Origin of the sequence: Paenibacillus sp. OK076 (assembly GCF_900110055.1) — a bacterium.
GTDB lineage: Bacteria > Bacillota > Bacilli > Paenibacillales > Paenibacillaceae > Paenibacillus.
Genome location: NZ_FOCH01000001.1, coordinates 3,784,448 through 3,798,783, shown reverse-complemented (window position 1 = coordinate 3,798,783; position 14,336 = coordinate 3,784,448). Strand labels below are relative to the sequence as shown.

The window sequence follows — 14,336 nt, the reverse complement described above, 5'->3', positions numbered from 1 at the left end:
TCAGACCAGGAAGGGCTTATCGTTTCCCAATCCGTATTGCTATCTCTCTAAAGTTTACCACGTTCACCCAAAGGATGGACAATTCGTGCTGGTTCTAGCTGCAATCACTGGCATGTTGGTGTCTGAAGGGTTACACTATAGGACGTAGAAATATAGAACTCATCTGAAGGTGGAATGATCATAATGGAAACAACCAAGCGAACCCGTGCTGCGATCATCGGACTCGGAGATATTGCGCGCAAAGTATATTTGCCGCTGTTGACTGCCCACGCGAACGTGGAAATTACGGGGATTATGAACCGTTCTCCCGAGCCGGTCAAGGAAATACAGCATACTTATAGATTAAACAATGGAACAACGGATATGAAAGAATTGTTGTCCTGGGATCTGGATGCAGTGTTTGTACATACAGCGACAGAAGCTCATTTTGACATCGTTATGCAATGTTTGGAGCGGGGGCTGGCAGTATACGTGGACAAACCGCTGTCTTATACGTTACGGGAGTCGGAAGAAATGACCGCGTTTGCGGAAGCACAGGGTCTTCTTTTGGCGGTAGGTTTTAACCGGAGATTTGCACCGCTGTATCAAAATGCGAAGGAATGGATGCAGGCTGGACAGGGTTTTGAATCGCTGACAGTTACTAAACATCGGACAGGTATTCAGGATCGTCCCTCTGCGGAAACCATCTATGATGATCTGATTCATATCCTTGACCTAATGTTATGGTATTCGGATCACAATGTGCATCTGCTCCATCAATGGATACGTAAAAATGACCTGGACCGACTGTTGCATGCGGCTGGATCAGCCAAGCTGGGCAGAACGGCATATGGGAGATTCGATATGGTACGCCAAGCAGGAGCGGATCTGGAGAAGCTTGAGTTGTATGGCGGGGGAAGATCGGTAGAAGTGCTGAACATGGAAATAGCGAAGTATGAGGAACGCGGTGCTCAAGAACGCAAGGAAACCTTTGGCAGCTGGGAAAGTATTTTGACCCGAAGAGGATTCACGGGAGCGATTGATCAATTTTTGGAAAATCTTGAAACCCCGGATGACTGTGCCATCAGTGCAAGTCATGTCATGGACAGTCATGACCTGGCTGAACAGCTTATCCGCGGTTAATCTTGAAGAAGGTCGTGCGGGAGTGTGATTGAAGCCTTCCGCACCAATGATTCATTAAACGATATTGGAGGAAGTATAATACCATGGATGAATATGAAAAAGAACGCAACAAACAGATTGAGGAAGCTGTAATTGAGACGTATAAACAGGAAGAGGAAATGATGATTCTGGTATTTGCCCAGTGGTGTGTCAATCATGGACTTGATCCGGAAGAGATGTACCAGCAAGCCTACCCGGAACAACTGAGCAACGAGCGTTTGCAGCAGGTGCTGAAGCTAGTTGTATCCAAGGAGGAAGCCGGTGACATTCCGGACGACACTGTATTGGGCGTGTTATCCATGTTTGGAAATGAAGATCTGGCTATGGTTGTATCCGAGGCGATTGCCGCGCGCAAATAAGTTTCGGTTACGGATAATACGTATACGTATTAATGAAGCGATTACATCTGTTCCCGGTGAATGACGCGGAATACTTTAGGCGACATGCCGAACCGGGAGCGGAATACCCTGTGGAAATACGTATAATTGTTAAAGCCGGAAGATTCGGCTACATGTTCGAGTGTCATTGGACTGAAAATGATCCGTTCCCTGGCCATGTTCAGTCGTACATCCAGTGTATATTGCATAATACTTTTACCAAACGCTTCTTTGAAGAGATGAACTCCCCGTGAAACACTAATTCCAATATGGGTAGCTATATCTTCAAGCTTGAATAAGGAAGAAGCGTTCTCCTCGATGTAACTTTTAATCTCATATGCCACATAGTTGGTATTGGTAATTGTCGGATGCTCCGCGAGCATACGATCCACTTCAAGACAAAGAATTCGCATATAATAACTGGCGATTTCAGGGAAAGGATTGGAAATACGGCGCTGCTCCAGTACGAGCTGTCGAAACAGGGTGAGCAGGCTTTCGGTCAGCTGCACCTTGATCCGGTTCGGACGTTTGTGATGTTTCCACCACTCATCCACCCAGTCTCCATTGAAGAAAATGTGGTAATCACCACTCTCCACAAGTCGTTCACCCATCGGATTTTGCTCTTTGTCTATTCTCAGTTCATACGGCTCATCTGGACTAAACAGAAGCAGATCACCCGCATCAACAAGCGACATCTCGCCGTCTATACGGGCTCGGCAACGTCCGTCTGTCTGGAGCCTCATCAGGTAATTCTTTACTCCCTCAGGATGCAAGCCTATATAAGGTTTGCGATGAAACGAGAAGCCTGCTGTAAGAACCTGGCAGGAATAATCAGTCGGCATTGGCATACTCCTTGCAATTTGAAAATTATGACCAGATAGTTCATGTTTCGATCATATTATTCATTTTAATTGATGCCGAAACGGAATACCATAGTATTAAATTCAAGTGCAACACTCAAGCGCAAAACCTTCAATTACAAATATGCAAGTTACAGGTTCTCACCATTCATAAGGAGATGAACATCACTGTGGAGAAAATGAAAGCGGGCATTATTGGTTGCGGTAACATTAGCGCCATTTATCTAGAGAATTTAAAAGATAATCCTCTCATTGAAGTGGTGGCTGTTGCGGATTTGATCCGTGAACGGGCACAAGAACGAGCTGATGAATTCAATGTCGCAAACGTTTACAATGTAGATGAGTTGCTGCAAGATAAGGAGATTGAGCTTGTGCTAAACCTCACGGTTCCTGGCAGTCATGCCATGACTGATCTGGCTGTGCTTGAAGCAGGCAAACATGTTTATGCCGAGAAACCGTTGGCAATTTCTCTTGAGGATGGTCGCAAGGTAATTGAACTGGCTGAGGAAAAAGGATTGTATGTTGGTTCGGCACCGGATACATTCCTTGGATCAGGCATTCAGACTGCCCGCAAGGCTATTGAAGAAGGACTGATCGGTAAACCGATTGCGGCAACTTCATTCTTCATGGGTGGAGGGCCGGAAGCTTGGCATCCGAATCCAGAGTTCTTTTATGTCGCTGGTGGCGGACCGATGTTTGATATGGGGCCTTACTATTTGACCGCGCTGATCACCCTCCTTGGACAGATTCGCAGAATCAGTTCTTCAGCAGGTGTACAGATCACAGATCGCGTTATTGGTTCCGGGCCGAAGGAAGGTACACCTCTTGAAGTACAGACGCCAACACATCTGGCAGGAACGATTGATTTTGAGGAAGGTGCCATTGCAACAATGATCACCAGCTTCGATATCCGGGGTGCTTCGGATTTGCCACGGATTGAAATCTACGGTACCGAAGGCACGATGAGCATACCGGACCCCAACTTTTTTAACGGGGAAGTGAAGCTGCGCAGATTCGGTCAGGACACATGGGAGACGGTGACGCCTGCTTTTGAAAGCAGACAGAACGAGCGCGGAATCGGCGTTACCGAAATGGTTGAATCCATTCGAGCCGGACGCGAACACAAGGCCAGTGGCAAGCTCGCCTACCATGTGCTTGAAGCTATGCATGCGTTCCAGCGCTCCTCGCTTGAGGGCAAACACATTCAACTGGAGAGCACTTATCAAGCAGCAGCAGAAAACAATACAGATGAAAATCAGTCAGAGGCTGTACAGTCACACTAATTGATTTCGAAGTGAGGTGAGCCGGTAGATGTTGAAGGTTGGATTACAGCTATATACGGTACGTGATGAACTGGAGCGCGATTTCAAAGGCACACTCGCCAAGGTTGCAGAGCTTGGATATCAAGGCGTTGAGTTCCACAACTTTTACGGGCATAGTCCTGAAGAAGTAAGGGGCATTCTGGATGAATTCGGTCTGGAGATTGTGGGTACACATGTTCAGTACAATAGTCTGCTTGAGGATCTCGATGGGGTGATCGCTTATCACAAAGCCATCGGAAACAAAAATCTGATTGTCCCTTACCTGTCGGAAGAACAACGGCAATGGGATAACGTATTTGCTTCCCTCAATGAGATTGGCGAAAAGTGTGCAGCGCAGGACATGGTGTTAATGTATCACAATCATGATTTTGAATTTACAGAGCAGGTTGAGGGTCAGCCGGCGTTATACGCGATGTATGATACCGTAACCGCTTCCCATCTGCAAGTGGAGCTGGATTCGTGTTGGGCTCACGCCGCAGGATACCCGCCAACGGAAGTCATCGCGAAGTATGCGGGACGTCTGCCGCTGGTTCACTGGAAAGACATGCGTCGTTCAGAAGGCCAAGTCCTGACAGTGGAATTCGGCCAAGGCGAGGTAGATCTGGGGGCTGTAGCTATAGCGTCAGATCAGGCGGGAGCCGAGTGGCTTGTTGTGGAACAGGATGTATGTCAGAATCCTCCACTGCAAAGCATCGAGAGCAGTATGAACTGGATTAGAAAATATGCCGCTAATGGAGGACTTGTTCATGTCTAAAGTACTTAATATCGCCATCGTTGGTTGTGGCGGAATCGCCAAAGGTAAACATATGCCCAGCCTGTCCAAACAATATCAGGGCCGTATGGTCGCTTTCTGCGACATTGTGAAAGAACGTGCAGAGGAGGCAGCAGCCGAATTCGGTGCTGAGGGAGCCAAAGTATATACGGACTATCACGAGATGCTGAAGGATGAGAGCATTGATGTGGTACACGTGTGTACACCAAATGACTCCCACTCCGTGATCACGGTCGCTTCCCTTGAGGCGGGCAAACATGTAATGTGTGAAAAGCCAATGGCGAAGACGTCTGCACAAGCGCAAGCTATGCTGGAAGCCGCACAACGTACAGGCAAAAAGCTGTCCATTGCGTATCAGAACCGATTCCGCAATGACAGCCAATACCTGAAACAAATGTGTGAAGAAGGCGAGCTGGGCGATATTTATTTCGGTAAGGCGATTGCACTTCGCCGCCGTGCTGTGCCTACCTGGGGTGTGTTCCTTGATGAGGAAAAGCAGGGTGGAGGACCGTTGATTGATATCGGTACACACGCGCTGGACCTGACTCTTTGGCTGATGGATAATTACAAACCGAAGAGTGTAATGGGATCAACGTTCCACAAGCTGGGTCAACGTGAGAATGCGGCCAATGCTTTTGGGCCGTGGGACCCGGAACAATTCAAGGTAGAGGATTCTGCATTCGGCTTTGTGACGATGGAGAATGGGGCTACAATTATTATCGAATCCAGCTGGGCGCTGAACGTTGCTGAATTTGGCGAAGCCAAAACACTGCTTTGTGGAACAGAAGGTGGCGCGGATATGCAGGATGGTCTGCGTATCAATGGCGAGAAACGCAGCCGTCTGTTTGAAACCAAGGTAGATCTGGACGCAGGCGGAGTCGCTTTTTATTCCGGTAGTGCAGAAAATGAAGCGGATCGTGAAGCTAGAATGTGGCTTGAAGCGATCATAGAAGACAAGGATCCAGTTGTAAAACCTGAACAAGCCATCGTGGTTACTCAGATTCTTGAAGCGATCTACGAGTCTGCTCAGACAGGCAAAGCGGTTTATTTCGACTAAACCGACCGGATGTCATTTCCAATCAAATAACCAGTATTCTTACGTTTAATTTCAGGATAGAATAGCTCTTGATTTTCCACAATAACGATACAATCATGTGATCTGAACGGTATTTTTATGCAGTTCATTGTTCATAAAACCAGCAAATAATATGATATTTAATCTAGGGAGGAATCGCACTTGAAACTCGGCGTATTTTTGGTACTATTCGGAGGACGTAAATTGGAGGATGCACTTGACTATGTTGCATCCAAAGGCTTGAAAGCAGTAGAAATCGGAACTGGTGGACATCCCGGAAATGCTCATTGCAAACCGGATGAGCTTCTGAGCAATCCAACAGCATTGAAAAATTTCAAAAATGCAGTAGAATCCCGTGGTCTGACTATCAGCGCATTGAGCTGTCACGGTAACCCGCTCCATCCACAAAAGGATATTGCGAAAGGATTCCACGATGATTTCGTTAAGACAGTAGAACTGGCTGAGAAACTGGAAGTGCCTGTTGTAAATACATTCTCTGGTTGTCCGGGAGACCATGAGGATGCCAAATATCCGAACTGGCCTGTTGCACCATGGCCGAATGACTTCCAGGAAGTTCTTAAATGGCAATGGGACAACAAAGTTATCCCTTACTGGACAGAGTGGGGCAAGTTCGCTGCAGATCACAATGTGAAAGTGGGACTGGAGCTGCACGGTGGATTTTCCGTGCATACACCAGCGACCTTGCTGAGACTGCGTGAAGCAGCAGGCGAAGTGATTGGCGCCAACCTGGATCCAAGCCACATGTGGTGGCAAGGTATTGATCCGGTGCAAGCGATCCACATTCTGGGACGTGAAGGCGCGATTCATCACTTCCATGCGAAAGATACAACTATTGATCCAATTAACGTGAATAAATATGGTGTAACAGATATGCAGGATTATACAAACATGCTTGATCGTGCTTGGCAATTCCGCTCGGTCGGTTATGGTCACGATAACAAAACTTGGGCTGATATTATTAGCGCTCTGCGTCTGGTTGGATATGATTATGTCGTAAGTATTGAACACGAAGATGGTCTGATGTCGGTAGAAGAAGGATTCTCTAAAGCTGTGCAAAATCTCCAACAAGTATTGATTGAAGAACCGCTGGGAGATATGTGGTGGGTTTAGAGTTACACTAGGGGGAAATTGAATATGATTAACGTCACCATTTGGAATGAATTTGTCCATGAGAAAATTCACGATGAAGTAAGGGAAGTCTACCCTGACGGTTTGCACATGGCGTTGGCAAACGGACTGGGAGGCGAAGGCTTCGCCATTCGCACTGCAACACTAGATCAGCCTGAGCACGGATTAAGTGATGAGGTGCTGAATTCTACAGATGTGCTTATATGGTGGGGACATATGGCGCATGATCGTGTGAGCGACGAGATTACACAGAAGGTTGCACAGCGGGTCCTGGATGGTATGGGGTTGATTGTGCTGCACTCCGGTCACTTCTCTAAGCCATTCAAAGCGCTGATGGGCACAAGTTGTGATCTGAAATGGCGTGAAGCCAATGAGCAGGAGATTATCTGGTGTGTGAATCCGTCCCATCCCATTGCTGAGGGCATCAATAGCAAAATAATTCTGGAAAAAGAAGAGATGTACGGGGAATTCTTCGATATTCCAGTGCCGGATGAGCTGGTGTTTGTAAGCAATTTCCAAGGCGGAGAGGTATTCCGGAGCGGATGTACGTTCCTCCGCGGTTCGGGAAAAATCTTCTATTTCCGTCCAGGTCATGAAACATACCCGACCTTCTACAATCCGGAAATTTTAAAAGTGATCAGCAATGGTGTGAAGTGGGCATATCCTACGCGTAACGTTAAGCCGGAATATGGCTTCAGCGAACCTGTAAGATCACTTGGTAACGTGCTGGTTTAAGCTGCAAATTGGCTGTGTGAACGCATAGAATAAACGATATACCAAAGAACCTTTCTCCAAGTCAAGTATGACTGAGGCAGCAAGGTTTTTTTGGTTAATAAAAGGAACTTTTTGGGTAAGATAGCTACATGGGAGTTAGACGATATTTTCCCATGGTTCCGCTGTCCCATGTGATGTATACTGAGTTGTATCATCGAAGTTGGGTTATGCCTCTAAAATTTTAACTTTTTAGCGGCAGACGTTTTCTTTGAGACTTAAATATGTTATTATGAAATATACTAACTAAACGTAAGTTGAGTGATCTCTAAAGAGGTGATTAATGTGGAAGGCCAAGATCTGCGGATGTGTCCGCGCTTTGAGACGGCGTTTTCTTTCTTGGGTAAGCGCTGGAACGGTCTGATTATTCAAACGTTGATGAGTGGTTCGAAGCGATTCAAGGATATCTCCAACCTGATTCCATCGATGAGTGATAAGATGTTGTCAGAACGGATGAAAGATCTGGAAAGCGAAGGAATTCTGATCCGTCATGTCTATCCGGAGACGCCAGTTCGTATTGAATATGAACTGACAGAGAAAGGCAAGGCGCTACAGCCCGTTATGAATCAAATTCAAGACTGGGCAGAGCAGTGGGTTGAGTAGTAACAGCTTCCACGGCTCAAACTAAAGGAACTGTTGGGATAAAGGCTCTTGGTTTCCAGTGGAAATCAGGAGTTTTTGTCTTCAGGGTTCTGCACATGTTGTCGCGAGTTGTAGTATAATTGTAAATAAAATGGCCGCAGGCGGCCGGAGCGAGGAGGCCACTTGTCATGAGAGAAGAAAGCTTATCCCGTGAAGTACGCTACGGCAAGCAAGATATTGCAGAACTTGAGAGCGCATCCATCCAGGTACATTTAATCTACAAAAAAGCTGCGGAGCTATTTAAACGAACTTCATATTCCCCGTCGGTTAAGGATGATGATGTTGCAGGAGAGAAGACTCATTCTACGAATAGCAATGGTCAGGGAACGGCTCCGGCGGTGCTGCAAAAATGGATTCAGACAGCAAGAGGCTGGAAGTGTATCGGATGTGAATTGAGACAACCCGATTCCAATGGGGGTCAGGCTGAAGCCACCCTTCATGAAGAACGTATGTATCTGGATGTGGGCGAAGGTCGTTTTGTTCAAGCGGAGATGCTGATTCAGGCGATTGTATGGTCACAGTATGAGAAGATCCGCCTGTTTGCGCCCTGGCTGGGTGATGACACCTTCTACACTGTGCAGGAGCTGGATGTGATTGCCCGTTATATTGTACCTACCTATTTCTCCGAACGACCGCTGCATGAGCAGGGCAAGGTATCCAAGGTACACCAGTCATCTGGTCAGATTCCGCTCTATCAGGAATATGTGGATGCACCTTCGTTCTGTGTGCAGGTGGACGGTGGTTTACTTGAAGGGCGTTTGCTGACAGGCGTTTATGTGTCGGAGGAACAGTTCTTTGGGCTCAATCCGTATCTGAAGGATGGAGACGGAGGCCGTACCTACATGCAGGCTTGTGTCCAGTAACGATGCTACCCAAAGACCTTAATGATAATTAGGAGCCAAAGGGCCTGCTTGCAGGCTCTTTGTGCTGTACAAACCAGTTATGGACGCTGCTGGATGAAAAGTAACGGCATTGACACTTTTTTTGCATGAATTTTGTGCCATAATAGAGGTTATGGACAACAGGGTGAATGATTTTACGCAGGGTGGTGTTACCTACATGAAGAAGAGAATCCCCGGTTACATAGGTATATGTCTGCTTATTCTGGTTATATTAGCCGGGTGTAGCGAGACACAGCCTTCCGAACAGCCAATCGTCAAAGAGACCGAATCGCAGAATACAATTACTGTGGCAGTGGATGGCAGTACCTTTTTGCCTGACGCAACGAAGTCCATTAAGAGAGATTTTAGTGAAGGTCTGACGCTCAAGAAAGCACTGTTGAACAGTGGACTTGTCGATTTTACAGCAGATGGCAAGCGGATCCAATCCGTAGGGGAAGTTTCGCTGGACTCCTCACTTAGCTGGGCAGTCAAACTGAATGGCAAGGATATTGACCCGGAAAATTGGGATATGGAGCTTCATGTCAAAGATGAAGTGATCATATATGTAAAAGCCGCTGACAGTGGGGGAGACGATGTTGTTTATCAAACAACATTGCTCAAGGTGAGCGGTGGAAATATTATGCCGAATCTCAATCGTCAATATGCCGGGGTGTATGTTCAGGAATGTACGGTGCGTGATGTATTAAAGTCCAGTGGCATTGTGAGAATGTCGGAGAACAACAAATTTGTCGTTTCAGTCGAAAATGTGACTCCCCGGATGAACCAACGCTGGATGATCATGGTGAATGACAAGGAACTGATGGAAAACGGTTTGGACATGAAGTTGAATCCTCGTGATGCAGTAAAGCTGGAGTTGACTACTGTATCTTAAGCATAACAAAAGCCCAATCTTCGTCTCGGAAGATGGGCTTTTTTTTATCTGCATATCAGGTGAATATCAGACGGGGAAAGCGTCAGATTCGGCAAATCTCGTTAGGACACAGTTCACAGTGACAGATGCCCTGGAGCATGTGCAGATCCTTGATGACAATCATGCCGTTGTCGTATTCTATGGCGTCTTTTTTACGCAGATCGCTTAACATACGGTTGACACTTTCACGGGTTGCTCCAATCATATTGGACAGATCTGTGTGTGTTATTTTTTTATGAATCATGACATGCTCTCCATGAGGCTCGCCATAGGAATTGGACAATCGAATTAGCGTGGAGCAGAGAGCGCCCGGTTTGCCATATAACATCAGATCACGGAATTTGGTTTGGGTTAACCGGTGATGAATACCCATCCATTTCATAAAGTCGATCGCAAAGTCACAATGCTGGCAGATCAGCATCTCCAGGTCTTTATGCTCCAGTACACCGATCTCACTGTCCTCCAGTACTTCCGCCGAAAAGCTGTGTTTCGATCCGAAGAACGGATCAGCCTGCCCAATCATATCTCCGGATTGATACATGTACATAATCAGTTCTTTGCCTTCATCCGTGGATTTGGTGATCTGAGCACGGCCCCGTTTCATATAATAAAGTTTGTCAGAGACATCTCCTTCCCAATACAGATGGGTGCCTTCCGGATAGGTTCTGTCCTTCATCGTTACGAGCAGATGGTTGAAATTCGCTTCCGAGAAACAGTTGGTATTTCCGCGTTTTTCCAGTACACTCAGTTGTTCTCTCATAAGTCTATCTCCCCTTTGTGTCCATCGGGCGGCCTTCTGCAGCTTGGACTGGCCCCCGTGGTTCGCCGCAAACCGTTGCCGTCCTGATCAGGGTCATCTCTCGGCCGGGAAGGACGGTACAAATTGCGGTGGTTCAATTTTTAAGTTCAGTATATACCTTATCTTTCTGTTTGAGGGGCATGGAAAGGGGGCAAAAATGGCGAAATTTCAAACATTGTGATTAAATTCACTTTCGGAAGGGGAGGATGAATCTGACAGCCCTATAGTTTAAATAGGAAGTGTAAATGGCTAAGTGAAAGACAGTAAAAAACTTAAATTAAATTTGTTATACTTTGTGAAAAAAATCACATAATTAACTCTTTCCCCATGATACGATGTGAATGTAAAGAAGAGAGACAAACCAATACGAAACCTTTAGGAGGATGAGGGAGATGGCTGTAAAGAACGAAGTCGCCCCAGTAAAAGAACCGACAGCAGGTCAGTATATTCAAACGTTAATTGACAAAGCGAATAAAGCACATGCAGCATTCATGTCCATGGATCAGAAACAGATTGACCGCATCGTGCAAGCGATGGCGCTGGCAGGTCTGGACAAACATATGATGCTCGCCAAGATGGCCGTGGAAGAAACAGGCCGGGGTGTGTATGAGGATAAAATCACCAAAAATATATTTGCAACAGAATATGTGTATCATAGCATCAAATATGACAAAACAGTAGGGGTTATTGAAGATAACGAATACGAAAGCTTCCAGAAAATTGCGGAGCCTGTCGGTATCATCATGGGGATTACCCCGGTAACCAATCCAACATCCACCACGATGTTCAAAGCACTGATTTCCATCAAAACGCGTAACCCGATCATCTTCGGTTTCCACCCATCTGCACAGAACTGTAGCCGGGAAGCTGCCAAAATCCTGCTTGATGCTGCGGTGAAGCATGGTGCTCCAGCGGATTGTATCCAGTGGATTGATGATCCTTCCATGGATCGCACAAACGCGCTCATGAATCATAACGATGTGGCGCTCATTCTGGCAACAGGCGGATCAGGCATGGTACGGGCGGCATACAGCTGTGGTAAACCGGCACTGGGCGTAGGGCCAGGGAACGTACCTTGCTTTATTGAGAAAAGTGCAGATATCAATCAAGCGGTAACGGATTTAATTTTGTCCAAATCGTTCGATAACGGCATGATCTGTGCTTCCGAGCAAGCAGTCATTATCGAAGAACCGATCTTCGATCAGGTGAAAAAGAAAATGATCGCGAACGGCTGTTACTTCGTGAACAAGGATGAGGCCGCAAAATTGACCGCAGGTGCGATTAATGCTGAGAAATGTGCGGTGAACCCGGCGATTGTTGGTCAATCTGCAGTCAGTATTGCGCAAATGTGCGGTATCGAGGTCCCTGCTGGCACCAAAATTCTCGTAGCCGAGATTGAAGGGGTAGGCACGAAGTTCCCATTGTCGGCTGAGAAACTAAGTCCAGTACTGGCTTGCTACAAAGTGAAAACGGCAGCTGAAGGGATTGAGCGCGCAGCGGAAGTGGTTGCTTTTGGCGGCATGGGTCACTCCTCCGTTATTCATTCGACGAACGAAGAAGTCATTGGCAAATTCGCAGATCGCCTGCAAACCGGCCGGATTATCGTCAATTCTCCATCCACACACGGCGCCATCGGTGACATCTACAACACCAACATGCCGTCACTGACATTGGGCTGCGGATCGTATGGACGTAACTCGACTTCTTCCAACGTAACCGCTGTGAACTTAATCAACGTGAAAAGGGTGGCTCGCCGTACCGTGAATATGCAGTGGTTCAAAGTGCCGAATAAAGTCTACTTCGAAAAAGGTGCAACACAGTATCTTGCCAAAATGCCGGACATCACACGCGTAGCCATTATTACGGATGCGATGATGGTCAAACTCGGCTATGTAGAAAAAGTGGAGCACTATCTGCGTCAACGTCAAATGCCGGTAGCGATTGAAGTGTTCTCTGATGTCGAACCCGATCCGTCCACAACAACGGTAGACCGCGGTACGGAAATGATGCGCCGCTTCCAGCCAGACTGCATTATCGCACTCGGCGGGGGATCACCGATGGATGCTGCCAAAGCGATGTGGCTGTTCTATGAATATCCTGACACAGATTTCAACGATTTGAAGCAAAAATTCATGGATATCCGCAAACGGATTTACAAATATCCACGTCTCGGCGTGAAAGCGAAATTCGTAGCGATCCCGACAACCTCGGGCACAGGTTCGGAAGTAACATCGTTCGCGGTCATCACGGACAAAAATCAAGGCAATACGAAATATCCACTGGCAGACTACGAGTTAACACCAGACGTAGCCATCGTAGACCCGGAATTCGTATACTCTCTGCCTAGAACCGCTGTTGCGGATACAGGTATGGACGTATTGACTCACGCCATTGAAGCATATGTATCCGTCATGGCGAATGATTACACGGATGGTCTCGCGATCAAAGCGATTCAACTGGTATTCCAATACCTCGAGCAATCGGCGCTGCAAGGTGACAAATTGGCTCGTGAGAAAATGCATAATGCTTCGACGATTGCCGGTATGGCTTTTGCCAACGCGTTCCTGGGCATTAACCACAGCTTGGCACATAAATGGGGCGGTCAGTACCATACAGCCCATGGACGTACCAATGCGATCCTGATGCCACACGTCATTCGCTACAATGCGAAAAAACCGACGAAGTTTGCATCGTTCCCGAAATATTCGCACTTTGTTGCAGATGAGCGTTATGCCGAAATTGCCCGCATTCTGGGATTGCCTGCCCGTACGACAGAAGAAGGGGTTACCAGCCTCATCAATGCCATCCGCAAACTGAACAAAACATTGGGGATTGAAGAGTCGTTCCAGGAAATCGGATTCGACGCCAAAGACTTTGAGGCACATGTGGATTATCTGGCAGACCGCGCATTCGAGGACCAATGTACAACAGCCAATCCAAAACTGCCGCTGGTGACCGAACTGGCAGATGTATACCGCAACGCTTTCTACGGCAAGTTTGAATAACAACTAAAGCAGCAGCAGGATTTAGGCAGGTATAGTCAGGGTTCCCCGAAAGGGGAGCCCCGATTGCCGTCTTTTCTGTAAAAGGTTACACGGAATCCGTGATGTTACTTTTTGAACCAGGTAATCACACCATAACGGAGAGGGCAGAAAAAACTGAAGAAGCGAAGCGTTTGCTTCAAGCACGATTTTAACCTTCTATGCAATATAGTTTGAACCTTACATGTACACGATAACGGAGAGGAGAGAAAAAACCTGAAGAAGCGATAGCGCTCGCCTTTATCCCCTGATTTTACCTTTTATAAAGGGAATCAACAAAATCTGGGGGTAACAGCGATCGGAAGGTTGTTCTATCCTCGGAGTGGCTAGTGTACATATCCTTTCGTTCAAATTATATTGTTCAATCCAGGAAATCGGATTTGAACAGCGATCGGAAGTTGTTCTGCCCGCGCAGTGGATAAGTGTGAATTTTGCAGGGTTCACTTTGACACAGCACAGGTGGAGTGAGGATGGTCACAAACTTTGTGATAAAAATCACAGATGATGAAAGAACGAAGACGTATACTGAAAATGTAAGAAAAACATTCATCCGCG

General features: G+C 46.8%; 13 protein-coding genes. 11 read left to right on the top strand and 2 right to left on the bottom strand.

Annotated features, from left to right (window positions below; all coding sequences use genetic code 11):
• The first annotated feature begins 183 nt into the window (after positions 1-183).
• Positions 184-1,122, top strand: coding sequence for a Gfo/Idh/MocA family protein (locus BMY78_RS16885; protein WP_090900903.1), 939 nt, complete (start codon positions 184-186; stop codon positions 1,120-1,122).
• A gap of 83 nt (positions 1,123-1,205) precedes the next feature.
• A complete protein-coding gene (locus tag BMY78_RS16880; RefSeq protein ID WP_090900900.1) occupies positions 1,206-1,520 on the top strand; it encodes a hypothetical protein in 315 nt (104 codons plus the stop codon).
• A gap of 41 nt (positions 1,521-1,561) precedes the next feature.
• On the opposite strand, the gene BMY78_RS16875 is transcribed toward BMY78_RS16880, so the two are convergent.
• Positions 1,562-2,380, bottom strand: a complete 819-nt coding sequence (locus tag BMY78_RS16875) for an AraC family transcriptional regulator (protein ID WP_090900897.1) — start codon at positions 2,378-2,380, stop codon at positions 1,562-1,564.
• Positions 2,381-2,568: 188 nt separating this feature from the next.
• On the opposite strand from BMY78_RS16875, the gene BMY78_RS16870 reads away from it, so the two are divergent.
• From BMY78_RS16870 to BMY78_RS16835, 8 genes are all read left to right on the top strand, one after another.
• Positions 2,569-3,681 carry a Gfo/Idh/MocA family protein gene (locus BMY78_RS16870; RefSeq protein ID WP_090902532.1) on the top strand — a complete coding sequence of 371 codons (1,113 nt, stop codon included), beginning with the start codon at positions 2,569-2,571 and terminating at the stop codon, positions 3,679-3,681.
• A 28-nt stretch (positions 3,682-3,709) separates the two neighbouring features.
• Positions 3,710-4,474 (top strand): sugar phosphate isomerase/epimerase family protein, encoded by a 765-nt coding sequence (locus tag BMY78_RS16865; protein WP_090900894.1) that lies wholly within the window; start codon positions 3,710-3,712, stop codon positions 4,472-4,474.
• Positions 4,467-5,549, top strand: coding sequence for a Gfo/Idh/MocA family protein (locus tag BMY78_RS16860; RefSeq protein ID WP_090900891.1), 1,083 nt, complete (start codon positions 4,467-4,469; stop codon positions 5,547-5,549). The genes BMY78_RS16865 and BMY78_RS16860 overlap by 8 nt, the downstream gene beginning before the upstream one ends.
• A gap of 180 nt (positions 5,550-5,729) precedes the next feature.
• A complete protein-coding gene (locus BMY78_RS16855) occupies positions 5,730-6,698 on the top strand; it encodes a sugar phosphate isomerase/epimerase family protein (RefSeq protein WP_024631039.1) in 969 nt (322 codons plus the stop codon).
• A 24-nt stretch (positions 6,699-6,722) separates the two neighbouring features.
• A complete protein-coding gene (locus tag BMY78_RS16850) occupies positions 6,723-7,451 on the top strand; it encodes a ThuA domain-containing protein (RefSeq protein WP_090900888.1) in 729 nt (242 codons plus the stop codon).
• A 342-nt stretch (positions 7,452-7,793) separates the two neighbouring features.
• Positions 7,794-8,090 carry a winged helix-turn-helix transcriptional regulator gene (locus BMY78_RS16845; protein ID WP_148661829.1) on the top strand — a complete coding sequence of 99 codons (297 nt, stop codon included), beginning with the start codon at positions 7,794-7,796 and terminating at the stop codon, positions 8,088-8,090.
• A 167-nt stretch (positions 8,091-8,257) separates the two neighbouring features.
• Positions 8,258-8,992: a hypothetical protein gene (locus BMY78_RS16840; protein ID WP_090900885.1), complete on the top strand. Its 735-nt coding sequence runs from the start codon at positions 8,258-8,260 to the stop codon at positions 8,990-8,992.
• Between the two features lie 196 nt (positions 8,993-9,188).
• Entirely contained in the window at positions 9,189-9,902 is a 714-nt protein-coding gene (locus tag BMY78_RS16835) for a hypothetical protein (RefSeq protein WP_090900882.1), read from the top strand.
• Positions 9,903-9,984: 82 nt separating this feature from the next.
• Here the strand turns inward: BMY78_RS16835 and BMY78_RS16830 are convergent, their stop codons facing one another.
• Positions 9,985-10,701, bottom strand: coding sequence for a Crp/Fnr family transcriptional regulator (locus BMY78_RS16830; protein WP_076291848.1), 717 nt, complete (start codon positions 10,699-10,701; stop codon positions 9,985-9,987).
• Positions 10,702-11,132: 431 nt separating this feature from the next.
• On the opposite strand from BMY78_RS16830, the gene adhE reads away from it, so the two are divergent.
• Positions 11,133-13,745, top strand: a complete 2,613-nt coding sequence (gene adhE / locus BMY78_RS16825; protein ID WP_090900879.1) for a bifunctional acetaldehyde-CoA/alcohol dehydrogenase — start codon at positions 11,133-11,135, stop codon at positions 13,743-13,745.
• Positions 13,746-14,336 lie beyond the last annotated feature (591 nt).

Bases quoted from the DNA above. Each gene is read 5' to 3' on its own strand.
- BMY78_RS16885 (WP_090900903.1), top strand. From the start codon at position 184: ATGGAAACAACCAAGCGAACCCGTGCTGCGATCATCGGACTCGGAGAT.
- BMY78_RS16880 (WP_090900900.1), top strand. From the start codon at position 1,206: ATGGATGAATATGAAAAAGAACGCAACAAACAGATTGAGGAAGCTGTA.
- BMY78_RS16875 (WP_090900897.1), bottom strand. From the start codon at position 2,380: ATGCCGACTGATTATTCCTGCCAGGTTCTTACAGCAGGCTTCTCGTTT.
- BMY78_RS16865 (WP_090900894.1), top strand. From the start codon at position 3,710: ATGTTGAAGGTTGGATTACAGCTATATACGGTACGTGATGAACTGGAG.
- BMY78_RS16860 (WP_090900891.1), top strand. From the start codon at position 4,467: ATGTCTAAAGTACTTAATATCGCCATCGTTGGTTGTGGCGGAATCGCC.
- BMY78_RS16850 (WP_090900888.1), top strand. From the start codon at position 6,723: ATGATTAACGTCACCATTTGGAATGAATTTGTCCATGAGAAAATTCAC.
- BMY78_RS16845 (WP_148661829.1), top strand. From the start codon at position 7,794: ATGTGTCCGCGCTTTGAGACGGCGTTTTCTTTCTTGGGTAAGCGCTGG.
- BMY78_RS16840 (WP_090900885.1), top strand. From the start codon at position 8,258: ATGAGAGAAGAAAGCTTATCCCGTGAAGTACGCTACGGCAAGCAAGAT.
- BMY78_RS16835 (WP_090900882.1), top strand. From the start codon at position 9,189: ATGAAGAAGAGAATCCCCGGTTACATAGGTATATGTCTGCTTATTCTG.
- BMY78_RS16830 (WP_076291848.1), bottom strand. From the start codon at position 10,701: ATGAGAGAACAACTGAGTGTACTGGAAAAACGCGGAAATACCAACTGT.
- adhE (WP_090900879.1), top strand. From the start codon at position 11,133: ATGGCTGTAAAGAACGAAGTCGCCCCAGTAAAAGAACCGACAGCAGGT.